At 67.3% G+C, this 14,214-nt stretch carries 13 protein-coding genes; 8 read left to right on the top strand and 5 right to left on the bottom strand.

Annotated features, from left to right (window positions below):
- Positions 1–159 precede the first annotated feature (159 nt).
- Positions 160–795 carry a histidine phosphatase family protein gene (locus tag ACZ6DL_RS21025; protein ID WP_466053364.1) on the bottom strand — a complete coding sequence of 212 codons (636 nt, stop codon included), beginning with the start codon at positions 793–795 and terminating at the stop codon, positions 160–162.
- Positions 796–924: 129 nt separating this feature from the next.
- Positions 925–1,959 (bottom strand): hypothetical protein, encoded by a 1,035-nt coding sequence (locus ACZ6DL_RS21020; protein ID WP_466053363.1) that lies wholly within the window; start codon positions 1,957–1,959, stop codon positions 925–927.
- A gap of 386 nt (positions 1,960–2,345) precedes the next feature.
- On the opposite strand from ACZ6DL_RS21020, the gene ACZ6DL_RS21015 reads away from it, so the two are divergent.
- The 4 genes from ACZ6DL_RS21015 (at position 2,346) to ACZ6DL_RS21000 (ending at position 6,587) form a co-directional block, all read left to right on the top strand.
- Positions 2,346–2,870: a P-loop nucleotide/nucleoside kinase family protein gene (locus ACZ6DL_RS21015; protein WP_466053362.1), complete on the top strand. Its 525-nt coding sequence runs from the start codon at positions 2,346–2,348 to the stop codon at positions 2,868–2,870.
- A 362-nt stretch (positions 2,871–3,232) separates the two neighbouring features.
- A complete protein-coding gene (locus tag ACZ6DL_RS21010; protein ID WP_062970672.1) occupies positions 3,233–3,949 on the top strand; it encodes a metal-dependent hydrolase in 717 nt (238 codons plus the stop codon).
- A 199-nt stretch (positions 3,950–4,148) separates the two neighbouring features.
- The gene (locus tag ACZ6DL_RS21005; RefSeq protein ID WP_466053361.1) at positions 4,149–5,291 is read left to right on the top strand and encodes an SMP-30/gluconolactonase/LRE family protein; all 1,143 of its coding nucleotides are present in this window, start codon (positions 4,149–4,151) and stop codon (positions 5,289–5,291) included.
- A 45-nt stretch (positions 5,292–5,336) separates the two neighbouring features.
- Positions 5,337–6,587, top strand: a complete 1,251-nt coding sequence (locus ACZ6DL_RS21000; RefSeq protein ID WP_466053359.1) for a lipase family alpha/beta hydrolase — start codon at positions 5,337–5,339, stop codon at positions 6,585–6,587.
- Between the two features lie 46 nt (positions 6,588–6,633).
- On the opposite strand, the gene ACZ6DL_RS20995 is transcribed toward ACZ6DL_RS21000, so the two are convergent.
- A complete protein-coding gene (locus ACZ6DL_RS20995) occupies positions 6,634–7,725 on the bottom strand; it encodes a hypothetical protein (RefSeq protein WP_466053357.1) in 1,092 nt (363 codons plus the stop codon).
- Positions 7,726–7,826: 101 nt separating this feature from the next.
- Here ACZ6DL_RS20995 and ACZ6DL_RS20990 point away from each other — a divergent pair, with 101 nt between their 5' ends.
- The 4 genes from ACZ6DL_RS20990 (at position 7,827) to ACZ6DL_RS20975 (ending at position 12,422) form a co-directional block, all read left to right on the top strand.
- On the top strand, positions 7,827–8,624 hold the full coding sequence (locus tag ACZ6DL_RS20990) for a HugZ family pyridoxamine 5'-phosphate oxidase (protein WP_466053355.1): 798 nt from the start codon (positions 7,827–7,829) through the stop codon (positions 8,622–8,624).
- 82 nt (positions 8,625–8,706) lie between these two features.
- Positions 8,707–10,026: a family 1 glycosylhydrolase gene (locus tag ACZ6DL_RS20985; RefSeq protein WP_466053353.1), complete on the top strand. Its 1,320-nt coding sequence runs from the start codon at positions 8,707–8,709 to the stop codon at positions 10,024–10,026.
- A 115-nt stretch (positions 10,027–10,141) separates the two neighbouring features.
- Complete coding sequence (prcB, locus tag ACZ6DL_RS20980) at positions 10,142–10,969, top strand: proteasome subunit beta (protein ID WP_466053351.1); 828 nt, start codon at positions 10,142–10,144, stop codon at positions 10,967–10,969.
- Positions 10,970–11,618: 649 nt separating this feature from the next.
- The gene (locus ACZ6DL_RS20975) at positions 11,619–12,422 is read left to right on the top strand and encodes a hypothetical protein (protein WP_466053350.1); all 804 of its coding nucleotides are present in this window, start codon (positions 11,619–11,621) and stop codon (positions 12,420–12,422) included.
- 106 nt (positions 12,423–12,528) lie between these two features.
- Here the strand turns inward: ACZ6DL_RS20975 and ACZ6DL_RS20970 are convergent, their stop codons facing one another.
- Together ACZ6DL_RS20970 and ACZ6DL_RS20965 are read right to left on the bottom strand one after the other, a co-directional pair.
- Positions 12,529–13,863, bottom strand: a complete 1,335-nt coding sequence (locus ACZ6DL_RS20970; RefSeq protein WP_466053348.1) for an NtaA/DmoA family FMN-dependent monooxygenase — start codon at positions 13,861–13,863, stop codon at positions 12,529–12,531.
- An 83-nt stretch (positions 13,864–13,946) separates the two neighbouring features.
- Positions 13,947–14,117: a hypothetical protein gene (locus ACZ6DL_RS20965; RefSeq protein WP_466053346.1), complete on the bottom strand. Its 171-nt coding sequence runs from the start codon at positions 14,115–14,117 to the stop codon at positions 13,947–13,949.
- Positions 14,118–14,214 lie beyond the last annotated feature (97 nt).

The following is a 14,214-nucleotide window of genomic DNA, read 5'->3' as shown; positions in this document are numbered from 1 at the left end:
GACGACTCGACAGCGCCGCGCAGGCAGCGAATGACATACAGCGGCAACGACGTACCGCGATAAGCCACTCCCACGAACCCGGGCCGAAATTGCGCCGATAATCAACATTATGTCAACTAGAGCGTTGCCCGGTGCCTCCGCACTCCTCCGTAGCGACCACTACTGCTCGCCAGCCAGATGAGCCGTATCGGCGAGGCTGAGCACTGCGCGGTTGCGCCAGTAATCGTCGTGCCGCAGATGCGTGATCGCGCCGGGCGCAGTCGCGAACGAGACGAAGCCGACCGCCTCGACCGGCACCATCATCCACGTCGTGAGGACGAATGTCTGTGCGTAACCGTGCGTGACGACGATGTGGTCATGGTCCGTGTCGGCCATCAACTCACGTACACACGCCTGCACGCGGGTCGCGACCTCACGCCGCGTCTCCGCCCCAGGGATAGGACCGCGATGGTCGAGCCGATCGTGATCCGGCGCGGGAACCTGGCGCTGCGCGAGCCATGCGTTCGATCGACCGCCCGCCTCCCCGAAGCTGATCTCCCGCAGCCGCTGATCCGCCGCTACCGGAACGCCGAGCGCGGCCGCCAGAATCTGCGCGGTCTCGGTGCACCGAGTCAGATCGGACGTCGTGATCCGCACCGGCCGTATCGCTCCGTCTCGTCGCCGCACCAACTCCGCTGCCACAAGGTGGGCGTCGCGCCGACCGCGCGCCGTCAACTCCGAGTCGTACCATCCACCGACCAGATCGAGTTCGGTGTGCTCCGCGTGCGGATGACTCACGACGTACAGGTCCTGCATGCAACTCCCCTGATCCCCTATCGGGCAGGCCCGGGCCGACCTACTGAATTGTGTTCGGACCCAACCTCGAATTCCGGTCTCGGCGCCGGACCCAACCCCGAACGTGGTCCGGCGCCGAGGTCTTCGAACTCAGGCCAAGATCTCCGCCAGTTCCGCGTGCAGATCGAACAAAGCGGGAATCTGATCCGCCGGACGGCGTCCCATACCGCATTCGGTGGCGATGCCGAACGCGGTGACTGCGGAACGGGCGGCTTCGATGCGCTCCAGCGCCCCAACACGGCCGTCGGTGGCGTGCACCAGGCCCAGGTACAGGTCGGTTTCGGGAGCAAGGACGAGGTCGGCGAGTGGCTTGAAATAGTCGGCGTCGGTACGTGAACGTGGGACCGGCAGGTGGAGCCAGTTGACCGGCCGGTCCAGCCCGGCCACGATCCGAGCGGCGACCGCCGCCAGCCGGCTGGTGTCGGTGGGCTCCGCGAAATGACGGTGACCGAAATCGCCGTAGCAGAGGTGGTAGCCGAGCTCGACCGCTTCGGGCACCGCGGCACCCAGCCGGACGAGCCGCTGCCCAACTTCGTCGAGCTGCGTCGGGTAGTCCGCCCCGAACCACGAAGGGAAGATCCCCTCGAAGATGGCGAACTCGACCGCGGCATCCCATTGCACCGCGAGCTCTTCGGCCGGGATCGCGGCGACGATGGCGGCGAGTTCGTCGAGCAGACGCGCCTCGTATCTGCGTTCCAACTCCCCCTGCGGTCCCGCGACGAATGCCCCGATCACCGCGATAGGGGTCGGCAAGCTCACCTGGAAGCGGATGCCCGCCGGGATCGTCCCGTCCTCGCGCAGCTGCCGGAACACCTGCCAGGATTCCAGGGCCGCCTCCGCGTAGCCCAACGGACCGAAGTCGATCGACGCCGCGTCCACGCCGGGCTTGGGCTGCACCCGTTCGCTCGGCCCGTACTCCGGGCTCGGCGGCGGAACGGTTTCCAGATCGGGATGCGCCTGCATCTTCGGCAGCTGCCACACCACCCAGTTGTCCCGGATCCCGGTCTCACCGTCCGGGATGCGTTTCAAGTGCGGCCCGATCCGCCGCGCCGCCTCCGAGAAGACCGTCCGCGCGTCCGTCAACGGGACACTGCCGCACAGATGAACTCCGCGCCCCTCACCCACCGCAACCTCCTACACATGGCCTACCGCTGATCGAGCCGACCTGCTCGAACCAGACATTTGCCACATCAATCCCCGAAACTCGGAGCCAGAGCGGGCAATCGATCAGGTCGTACTACGCGATGCAGCGTAGGCGTGCACCGATGGCCCAAATCCCCAGTTCTGGGAAACAACCAGCGATCGGTTCACTGGCGGGACGCCGGCAAGGCGACTCCCCTGTACCCGGGCCCGAACCGAATCGTTCAGGGCGTCTTGCCGAACATGCTGTCGAGCAATAAGAATCACGACATGACGGTCGAACCTCCGGCGGTCACCGCTGTACGCCATTCGCCGGCCCCGGCATTCACGGGCCGCTCAGGAGGTTTTGTCACATCTGCGAACTACTCATCATGGTCAACGGCCTCCCCGGCTCCGGGAAGTCGACATTGGCCGCGCCCCTGGCACGGGAACTCGGCGCGCACTTGATTTCCAAAGATCTGATCAAGGAGGCGCTGGGCTCCGGGCTCGACGACACCACTGTGCTGCCGAACATCGGCGCGATCGCGATGGAGGCGGGGTGGGCGCTCGCCGCCGCACTACCCGGCGTGGTCCTGGTCGACTCCTGGTGGTTCAAGCCGCGCGACGCGCGCTATGCCGCCACCGGGCTCGCGACTTCCGGCGCAACACGCGCGGTGGAGGTCTGGTGCGCGGTGCCATCCGAGGTTGCCCGTGCGCGATTTCGCGGCCGCCGGCGCGCCGATCTCTACGAGGACGACGCGCATCTGGCGCTGGATTGGGATCGATGGGCGCGATTGGCCGAACCCCTCGCGCTCGCTCCGGTCGTCACCGTCGACACCACCGCTCCGATCGACTGTCCGGAACTCGCACGCCGGGTGATGGCCGCGGCGACGGTCGCCATCGGCGACGTCCTCTAGCGAGATCATCCGCTATCCGGACTGCCTTGGACTACCGAGGATCCCCCGGGCTCTATGCCTTCTTTGGATGGCCTGGATTTGTCGGGTTAGATACTGGCATGTATTACACATGTATAGATATGCATAGGAGCGTACCGACATCTTTCTATGCCGCGGCTGGGATGCAGGACTTTGATGAAGTTCAGCGACTGGTCAGCTTCGGCGGCACCTGGCCACATCTTCGCGCCTGAGCTGCACGGGGCGCCGCACCGCACCAGCACTCCCCTAGTTCATCACAGCCGAGGAAGCGCCCGCACCACGCTGCTCCCCCGCGCGACAACGACATTCGCGAACCCATAGCAAGCTGAACTAACGTTCGAATGGTGCTTGGACATTCACATGCGACCAGTGGCGCGTTGGCCTGGTCGGCGGCAGTGGCGACGCTGCCGGTAACGATCTTGACGTTTCCGGCTCTCCAGGATGCGACGGGACATCTCGGTACCGTCGATCTGTTGCTGGGGGTCTTTCTCACCGCCGGTGCCGCGTTGCTGCCCGATGCCGACCACCCCCAGGGCACGATCTCGCACGCCCTCGGTCCGATCACGCACACTGCGTGCAAGCTGATCTCCTGGGTCTCGGGCGGCCATCGCGGTGCCACCCACTCCTTGGCATTCGTCGCGGCCGTCGCCTACGGCACGTGGGCCGGCGAGCACTGGCTCGGACGCTGGTTCACCCTGAGCCTGGTCTTCTTCCTTCTGGCCCTGGCCGTGCGCGCACTACATCTGTGCCCGTCCGGCAACAACTTCAAGGCGTGGGGTCCGATCGTGGCGCTCGCCTCCGCGGGCACCTTCGCGATGGAGCATTGGATCGCCGACAAGCCGGTCTGGTTGCCGTTCGCGGTGGGGCTGGGCGCGCTGGCCCATCTGATCGGCGACTGCCTCACCGAGCGTGGCTGCCGACTGTTCTGGCCCTTCGACCTCCGCGTCAGCCTTCCCATCATCGATCGCACCGGGAACAAGGTCGAAACCTTCATCGTGGCACCACTGTTCACGCTCGGCACACTGGCCATACTCTGGTACACCATCACGCACCAGCCCTGATACCTCGGCGCTGCTGTCCAGGTGTGACCTCTCCCGGCTCCGGCGAGGTAGTCGCGACACACGCCGGCAGCAGCGCATCCCAGGGCGAACCGATCTGCTTCGCGTAGCCTGCCGCCGAATTCGTTTCGTCGGGCCTCCTCCCCTTCCTTGCTGCTGTTTTGGAGCTGCTGTTTCGGATGCTCTGGAGCTTGGGTGGGTCATGAGAGACACATTGTTAGATGCGCATATCTACGTACCTAGATGTTATACATCAGCCAACCCCGATGCCCACCTCCGACGAAGCGGGCTCGCCTGCTCGGCATCGGTTTCCCGGAACTCCGCACTCACGGACTACCCTGAGGCCATGCTCGCCTCGACCATGCAGCCGCAGCGGTGGACGCCGCCGCCCTCCCCTGCTCGGGCACGTCAAAGCCGCAGTACCCCTCCCCTTCCGGGGGTACGGCGTCTCGAATTGCCCGACGCCGGACCGGAGGATGTGGTGCTCTCCCCCGACGGCAGGATCATCGCGGGCGTAGCGGGCGGTGCGATTCTCAGCATCGATCCGGCGACTGGAGACGTACGGGAACTCGCCAACACCGGCGGCCGCCCGCTCGGTCTGCACGCCGACGCCGATGGACGTCTGCTGATCTGCGATTTCGAGCGTGGACTGCTGGAGCTGGACACTTCGGGCGCGCTGACTGTACTGGTGGACGAGATCGATGGAGAGCGACTCCGGTTCGCCAGCAATGTCGTGCGCGATCCCGACGGCACGATCTACTTCTCCGCGTCGTCGCGTCGGTACTCACTCGACGAGTACATGGGCGACATCCTCGAGCACTCCGGTACCGGCCGCTTGTTCCGCCGAGATCCCGCGGGCAAGGTGGAAACGCTCATTCACGATCTGCAGTTCGCCAACGGCGTCGTTCTCGCGCCCGATCGTTCCAGTGTCGTCGTCGCGGAGACCGGCGGCTACCGGCTCACGCGCTATTGGCTCACCGGCCCGAAGGCGGGCACGCAGGAACGGTTGATCGAGAATCTGCCGGGTTTCCCCGACAACCTGGGGCTCGGCAGCGACGGCCTGATCTGGATCACCCTTCCTTCGCCGCGAAATCCGTTGCTGGACCGCCTCCTTCCACTTCCGGGCATTCTGCGGCGCATCGTGTGGACGCTGCCGGAGTGGGTGCAGCCGAAGCCGGCGCGGACGGTGTGGGTGATGGCGGTCGATTTCGAGGGTGAAGTCGTGCACGACCTCCAGATGGAGGGCACCGACTTTTCGATGGTGACGGGTGTGGTCGAGCAGGACGGCGTGCTGTATCTGGGCAGCCTCAGTGAGCCGGCGGTAGCCGTGTCGCGAGTGCCGTAGGACTCCTCCGCCCACTTTTTCAGTGCACACTTGTACACTCATGCCATGACGGAAGAGGCGCGCCGACGGCAAGCGGAGGTCAGGGCGCTGGCCCGGCTGGCCGGTGACGAATTCGGTGGAGCGGTCGACGGGATCGCGGCCGTGCACCGCGCGATAGCGCAGCGAGTGTTCGCGGCCGTGCGCTGGGGCGTCGGCCCGGCGGCGGCTCCGGTCGAGCTGATGCACGATGCGATCGCCGGGAGTGTCTATCGTGTGGTCAGCGGATCGGCGGTGGCGGCGGGCATGGTCGCGGAACGGACTGCGGATCTGCCGGGGGCTGCGCCGTCACGCACGGTGTTCGGGTCGGGTTTGCTCGCCGCGGTGCAGGGACTCATCGGTGACGAGCTCGAGCGGGAGCGACCGATTCTGGCCGGGCCGATGACCTTCCGGATCGACGGCGCTCCCGTACCCGCCGAGCTGGTCGGTGCGCGTGTGCGGCGGCCGGGTGCGCATATCGTGGTCTTCCTGCACGGATTGGTGGAGACCGAGCATGCGTGGCGGCTGGGTGGCGGGCCGACCTATGCCGAGCGACTGGAGTCCGATACGGGCTGCACGGCGCTACAGGTCCGGTACAACAGCGGTCTGCACATCTCGGAGAATGCGGCACAGTTCAGCGAACTGATGCGATGCCTGATCGAGCGGTGGCCGGTGCCGGTGGAGCGAGTTTCGCTGGTGGGTCATTCGATGGGCGGGCTGGTCGCGCGGGGCGCGTGTTTCGTGGCGAGCGAAGCCGGATTGCCGTGGGTGGGGCTGGTGCGGCAGGTGGTGTGTCTGGGTTCACCCCATCTAGGCGCTCCGCTGGAGCAGTTGGTGCACTACGCGTCGGCGGCGCTGGTGCGGTTGCCGGAGACTCGTCCGTTCGGGCGTCTGTTGCGTCGTCGCAGCGCCGGCATTCGTGATCTTCGGGATGGCTCGTTGGTGGACGAGGATTGGCGGGATCTGGATGCCGACGCGCTGCGTCGCCGGGTGATCCGCGAGGTGCCGCTGCTGATGAGTGCGGAGCACTATTTCGTCACGGCTACCGTCACGCGCAGTCCGCGGCATCCGCTGGGCCGCGTGATCGGTGACGGGCTGGTTCTCACGCCCAGCGGCGGCGGGCGGAACCGGACGCGCCGTATCGGTTTCGACATGGACAAGGGTATGCATCTCGCGTCGGCGCATCACTTCACGTTGCTCAATCATGATGCGGTCTACCGCGCGGTGCGCGCCTGGTTGACCTCGGACGCGGTGGCGGTTTCCGGCGAAGTCTCCTGTTGAGTGATCCCCGGGCGGGACAGGGCGCGGCCGTGTCCCGCCCGGGCGTTCAGAGGAGGTCTTCGGGGTCGGCGTCGGCTTCGAGGCGCACGTCTTCGGCGAAGTGGGATTCGGGGTCGTCGTGGTCGGTGTTGGCGGCGTAGAGCAGCAGGCAGCCGCGGATGCCGTCGAGGAGGTCTTCCAGGAGGTCGAGGGCGGGGCGGGCGGGGTCGAGGCGGCTGATGCGGAATCCGGTGAGCATCGCCTCGCGGGTGTCGGCGTCGACGCCGAAGCGGTGGGCTTGGGTTTCGATTTCGGCGACGCGGGCGACGAGGCTCCACGGGGCCGCGACGCGGCCTTCGTGCACGGCCATCGCTTCGGCGATCAGTTCGAGGACGACTTCGGTGGGGGTGTCGCCCGCGGCGAGCCGTTCGAGCACGAGGGTGGGGGTCTCGACTTGGAGCGCTTCGATGTCGTCGGCTTCGGCGACGACATCGGTGGTGGGTACGTTCGCGGCCTCTCCGGCGACTTCGGCGGCGGCGTAGAGCCAGTGCGCCGCGGCGACGGAGGCGGAGGCGGGGTCGAGTTCGGTGAACAGTTCGATGCTGCCGAGCGGGTCGGCGCGCAGGAGTGCGTCGGCGGCGTGGACCTGGGCCGGGGAGACGTCGGGGCGGGACAGTTCGACGGCTTGGCGGGCGCGGCCGGAGAGGTCGCCGCGTTCGGCGGATTCGATGGCTTCTTGTTCGGTGCGCACTTCGGCGGCGACGGTGTCGAGCAGGGCGTCGTCATCGATGTCGTGCAGGGTGCGTCCGATGCGGTGGGCGGATTCGACGACGCCGCTGTAGGAGACGAGCAGTCCCTCGTCGGTGGGCAGATGGGGGCTGCGCAGTCCGGTTTCGACCTCTTTGAAGTTCCGGCGTTCTTCGGCGCGGCGCCATGCTTCGCTGTTGGGGACGTCGGGGTCGCCCGCGGCGCTGGCCGGGTGGGTATAGGTGCGCCATTGGAACCGCGAGAGGGTGGTGAGGTTCGACGCCAGATCGGTTGCCTGGTCCCTGGTCACCTGCGGGGGCAGGGTGGCCACCGTCTGGGCGAGGTCGCCTCGTCCGGTCGCCCAGGTGGCGACGAGGGCGGCGCGGTCGGCGTCGAATGCGTATCTGGTCACTGGGCAAGTCTGGTCGATCGGCGGCGGATGCGCTCGGTCAATTGCTTCGCTCGTGTGAGGTTGTGCGGCGTTTCGCCCGGACGCGCTGGAAGGATGGGGGCATGACTGTCGATCATGGTGCTCCTGGTGCGGGGCCTTCGGTGCCGCCGCCGCTGGCGCCGGTGTTGTGTCCGGTTCGGCCATCGGCTGCGGAGGAGGCGAGAACCGTTGCGGCGTCGGTGAATACCGCGACGCTGGCGAGTCTGGCGGAGGATGGTTCGCCGTGGGCTTCGTTGGTGACGTATGGGTTGTCGGCGGGGCAGCCGGTGTTGTGTGTGTCGCGGCTGGCCGAGCACGGGCGCAATCTGGCCGCGGACGGGCGGGCGAGCTTGGCGGTGGTGGCGCCGGATCCGCCTGCGGATCCGTTGGCGGGGGCGCGGATCACGCTGTCGGGTGTGGTGGAGCGGCCGGTGGGTGGCGAGGCGGTCGCGGCGAGGGAGGCGTATCTGGCGGCGGTGGCGGCGGGGCGGATGTACATCGACTACAGCGATTTCTCGTTGTGGGTGTTGCGGGTGCGGCGGGTGCGCTGGGTCGGCGGGTATGGGCGGATGGATTCGGCGAGTGCGGAGGAGTATGCGGCGGCGGAGCCGGATCCGGTGATTCCGGTGGCGGCTCGGGCGGTGGCGCATCTCAATGATGACCATGCCGAGGCGTTGCTGGCGATGGCGCGGCGGTTGGGCGGGTACCCGGATGCCACCGGGGCGAGTTGTGAGCGTGCCGACCGATACGGCTTGGATTTGCGGGTGGTGACGCCGCGGGGTGTGGCTCGCACCAGGGTCGGGTATGCGGAGCGGATCAACGCGGTCGAGGAGTTGCGGGCGGCGACGGTGGAGTTGGCGCGGCAGTCGCGGATGGCGTGAGCGCGGATCGCGATGGTTGTTCGACCGGCGACACGCGATTCCTTGCCCGGGCAGCCAGCAATCTTACAGCTACGCTACGGCGATGCGTACACGCACTCACCGGCGCGGGTTCGCCGCGCTGTCGGCTGCCGCGGCGGTGCTGATGGCTTCGGGCGTTTCCGCTGCTCAGCCGAGTCCGGCGCTGCCTGCGTTCGATGCGGAGTTCCTGTGGGGTGTGGCGTCGTCGGGGTTCCAATCCGAAGGTTATGCGCCGGACAGCAACTGGTCGCGTTTCATCGCGGCGGGCGGGACGGCGGATCCGTACCGGGATTCGGTGGACTTCGCGCGCCGCTATATCTCCGATATCGATCTGGCGGCGCGTCTGGGGGTGCGGGTCTACCGGGTGGGTATCGAGTGGGCGCGGCTGCAACCGGCGCCGCATGCCTGGGACGAGGCGGCGTTCGGGTTCTACGACAATGTGATCGCGCGGATTCTGGCGGCGGGGATGCGGCCCATGCTGACCTTGGATCACTGGGTGTATCCGGGGTGGGCGTTGGATCGGGGCGGGTGGCGTAACCCGGGCATGGTCGAGGATTGGCTGGCGAACATGCGCAAGGTGGTGGGCCGGTATGCCTCGCGTGATCCGCTGTGGGTGACGTTCAACGAGCCGGCCGCGTATGTCGGCACGGAGTTGCGGACGGGTGGGATCGGTGTCGATGAGGCGCCGGTGATGCTGGATCGGATCGCGCTGGCGCACAACGAGATCTACGACGTCATCCACGGTTATCGGCCGGATGCGCAGGTGACCAGCAATCTGGGCTATGTGGCCGGTGCGGAGAGGGAGGTGAATCAGCCGATCGTCGATCGGATCTCGGCGAAGCTGGATTTCATCGGTGTGGATTACTACTTCGCTCCGCTGCCGCAGACGGGTGAGTCGGCGCAGGGCGGCGCGGAGGGAGGTCCTGCGATGTGGGAGTTGCCGGTGCAGCCGGAGGGTATCTACTACGCGTTGCGGCATTACGCGCGCCAGTTTCCCGGGCGGCCGCTGTATGTGGTGGAGAACGGTCTTCCGACGGAGAACGGGCAGGTTCGTCCGGATGGGTACAGCCGCGCCGATCATCTGCGGGACACGGTGTATTGGCTGCAGCGGGCGAAGGCCGACGGGATGCATGTCATCGGTTACAACTACTGGAGTCTGACGGACAACTACGAGTGGGGTTCGTACGCGCCGCGGTTCGGGCTCTACACGGTCGATGTGCTGACCGATCCGACGTTGGCGCGCCGCCCGACCGACGCGGTCGATGCGTATGTCCGGCTGATCCGCGCGGGTGGGGTGGGGCCGGATTATCAGCCGACGCGGGCTCCGCTCCCCTGTGTCCGGATCGATGCGCCGGACACCTGTGCCGGGGACGACCCGGCTTAGGACCGCGCGTGGGCGGATGCCGGTTGCGGCCGAGCGGTGGTGGTGTTCCGGTAACGTCGGCGGGAGTGCACGTGTCGCGTTCGCGGGTGGGCAGCGTCCGCCCGGAAAGGTGATCATGACGACCGATAGTCACCTGCCGCTCGGTTTGCAGTACCCGGCGGCGTCCTTCTCGGAGTTTCTGCGCCGGTACGCGCCGCGGTTGTTGCCCGATGTAGGTTTCGAGGCGGGCGGCGGTGGGGACGGCGCCGCGGCGCACGGGACGACGATCGTCGCGATCGGTTATCGCGGGGGTGTGCTGGTGGCCGGTGACCGCCGGGGCACGATGGGGCATCTGGTGGCGACGCGGGATATGCGGAAGGTCTTCGTCACCGACACCTATTCGGCGGCCGGTTTCGCGGGCACGGTCGGGATGGCGTTGGAGATGATCCGGTTGTTCGCGGTGGAGCTCGAGCATTACGAGAAGATCGAAGGGGCTCCGCTGACGTTCGACGGCAAGGCCACGAAGTTGTCGGCGATGGTGCGCGCGAATCTGCCCGCGGCGTTGCAGGACATGGCGGTGATTCCGGTGCTGGTCGGCTATGACCCGGACGCTGCCGATCCGCAGCGGGCGGGGCGGATCGTGTCGTACGACGCGGTGGGTGGCCGGCAGGAGGAGCGTTTCGGTTACACCGCGGTCGGTTCGGGGTCGGTGTTCGCGAGGTCGTCGTTGAAGAAGACCTATCGCCGCGATATCGATGAGCAGGCGGCGTTGCGTCTTGCGGTGGAGGCGCTGTTCGACGCGGCTGATGACGATACGGCGACGGGTGGCCCGGATCTGCTGCGCGATCTCTATCCCACCGCGGTGCTGGTCGACGCCGAGGGCGCGGTCGAGGTTTCGGCCGAGCGCCTGGCGGAGATCACCCGTGGGGTCGCCGACGCGCGGGCGGCGGCGGAAGGACACTGAGCGGCGGCAGGTTGTTCGCAGTCCGGCTGTGCGCCGCATGATGACCGGGTGGTGGGACCGGATCCGCGAGCGCCCGCTCTGGATATGGGCGTGATCCGGTTTCGGAGGTCTCGACCCGCTGCGGGTGGGTGCTGATCGAAATACGGTCCGGCACCGTGTTTTCCATTTTTCGGATTTTTCACCGGATGTGGTGCAGGTTTGTGACCGACGTCGCAGTGCGCACTTGTTAGGCCTGTCACAGCAATTCGGTTGCGCCGGGCAAGTAATTGTCGCGGCGAAACCGTGAAGGCCGAGTTCAACGCTGTGCGCGAAATGTTACTCACCGGTTGGGTCACTCTGCGGTCGGATGCGGCGGGAGCTGCGGTGATGCGTGGGACATCGATCACGCTTGCCCGGTGTCGCCGCGGTGCTTACGGTGAATTTCGTCGATGGCCGATGACGCCCGATCGAATTACATCTCATTGATGTGCCGCGTTTTCCGCCCTTCAGGCAATTTCATTGTTATTGCTTTGGGCGGCAGCGGAATTCATGCGGCACCGGCGAAACTGGAGCAATGGTACAACCAACCCCCTGGCAGGCAACCGAAGCGCGACACCGCCGGAGCCGTGGCTCCGGACGCCCGGCACGAAGCGCGAGGCCACCCCGGGGCGTGGACTGGGGCTTCTTGTTCGCCGCGGCCACGAATGCGGTCACGTTCGCCCTGCTGTTCCAGCCGTGGCTGTCGGCGTCGGGTTCGGGTGGCCAGGTGCGTTCGGACGCGTTCGGCCGGGTCACCGGTGTCACCAACGGTTTCGACGAGTGGTCGGTGTCGAAATTTCGTGAGATGAACATCAGTGGTGCCTGGGGTCTGCTGGCCGCCGCCGCGGCGGTCGTCACCGTGTTCGCGGCGGTCGCGCAGGTGCGGTCGCGCTCTCGTGCGCTCGCCGCTCTGGTGATGGGATCCAGTGTGGCCGTGACGGTTCTGGTGCTCATCTGCTTGCTGTACCTGGATGCCAAGGGGCCGGAGTTGCGGACGCTGATCGATCCGGGTGAAGGTTTCGGTTCGGGCTGGCTGCGCCGGATCTTCGACGAGGACGGCACGGCCGTTTCGGGTGCCGGTGAGCAGCGGATGGCAGGTGCCGCACTGACCCCCGTGGCGTTGCTCGCCGGGGTGCTGAGTTCCGCCGCCGCGGTGGCCGCCGTCGCGCAGGGCGCCCGTCGTTACGGCCTCAGCACGATGCGGGCGTTGTCCTGGCTGGTGACGCCGCTGCCGACCGAGACAACGCCGCCTCCGGCCGCCGCGGTGGCGCCCCGTCCGGCTGTGCAGCCGACGCCGGATGCCGCGGAGCGGGTGCTGTGGGACGAGTTGGTCTTCGATGACGACCTCATCGCCAACGTCACCTGGGTGCGGAATACGAACACACCGGGGAGCGAAACCTCGGCTCGCCGGTCGGCGCCGGTCCTCACTCGGTAGCCGTCGGCGGCTCGTCGGTCCCGCGGCTGTGCTCGCGTTCGGGCGGCACAACGCGCGTGATCTCCGGATGAGCCCCGCCGGCTCGAGGGCGAAAATGGCTGCGGGCTCATCTCGCCGAGGGGTGTGACTGTGCCTCGGGCGGTCCGTCCGGTAGTGGGGGAAGTTCGAGGTTGTCACGGAAGGTCGCGCCGACGTAGTCGGAGCCGACGATGCCGCGGCGGCGCAGTTCGGGCAGCAGTCCGTTGACGAGGAAGTCGCGGGTGCGTTCGTCGGCGAGCCCGCCGAGGGAGATCACGTCGAGGACGCCCGCGTCGTAGCGTTCTCCGATCGCGTCGGCGAGTTGCTCGGGTGTTCCGACGGCCGCCCAGTGGCCGGTGTCCTTGGCGGCGATGATGAGCTCGCGCAGTGTTTTTCCCGATCGGGCGAAGTTGCTGAAGATCTCCACGCGGCCGCGTCTGCGGTGCACGGACGTCACGTCGGGCAGCAGACTCTCCGGCAGCGGCTTGTCCAACGGTAGGCCGGACAGGTCGACGCCGCCGCCGAACATGTCGGCGAGGGCGGCTCGCCCGGCCTCGAAGTCGGTGGCCTCCGCTTGTTCCCGCGCCAGGCGCCTGGCTTCGGATTCCGTGGCGCCGTAGGTGGCGTGGAAGGAACTCATGATCAACGGCAGGCCGTCGGCGCGGCCGAGTTCGTTCGCGCGGGCGCGGATGCGCTTGGTGTAGGTCACCGCGTCTTCGAGGGTCGGCAGCGAGGTGAACACCACTTCGGCGAACCGCGCGCCCAGTTCGATGCCGCCGGTGGACTGCCCTGCCTGGAACTGGACCGGCCTGCGCTGCGGCAGGGGCGGGATGTTCAGCGGCCCGCGCACGGTGAAGTACCGCCCGGTGTGCTCGATGGGCCGCACTCGGGTGGGGTCCAGGATCGCGCCACCGTGCCCGTCGGCGCTCAGGGCGCCTGGCTGCCAGCTGTCGAACAGAGCGTTGACCACCTCGAGGGATTCGGTGGCGCGGGCATAGCGGTCTTCGGGGCTCGGCAGTTCCTGGTCGCCGTAGTTCTCCTCGCCCACCGAGGAGGTGACGGCGTTCCAGGCCGCGCGGCCGTTGCTGATGTGGTCGAGGGTGCCGAAGAGCCGGGCGAGATTGTAGGGGTGGTGGAAGGTGGTGGTCACCGTCGCGATGAGCCCGACGTGCGAGGTCACGGCGCTCAACGCGGACAGGAAGATCAAGGGTTCCTGCGCGCCGATCGCACCCTGCGCACCGAAACTCAGGAGGTCGGCGGCGAACAGAGCGTCGAACCTGTGACGCTCGGCGATCTTCGCGATCTCGATCGATGACGCGATCGTGGTCGCGTCCGGATCGATGGCCGCCGCGTACACGCTGACCGCTCCGCTGACTCCCGTGACGGTCTTCAGCGGCCGCCGCCGCCCACCAGCATTGCCCATTGCGGGGACGCTACCGGCGCGCACCGCCGAGGTAACGGTTTGCGATCAGCGAGATGTTTTCCGCGCGAGCGGGATCCGAGATGTCATGCCTGCTCCCGCTGGTCGCCGACGGTGGGTGGTTGCGCGCGCGGCACCCGGACCACGCCAGTGTCGAGATCGATGTCGAACCGCGGCGTGTAGGCCTGTCCGTCGCTGTCCTCGCTGCCCTCGTGGGTCAGCTTCTTACCTGGGAACAGCTCCCCGATGACGCCCATACGATCACGATACGCCGGAAGCGGGATGGGGAGTCGCCACGCGATAGCCAAGAGACGGTTCCATTTCGGCACCTGTGGGCTGGGGCTCGGTTAGCAT

It is taken from the genome of Nocardia sp. NPDC041819, assembly GCF_055590505.1.
This window is presented reverse-complemented; position numbering and strand designations above follow the sequence as displayed.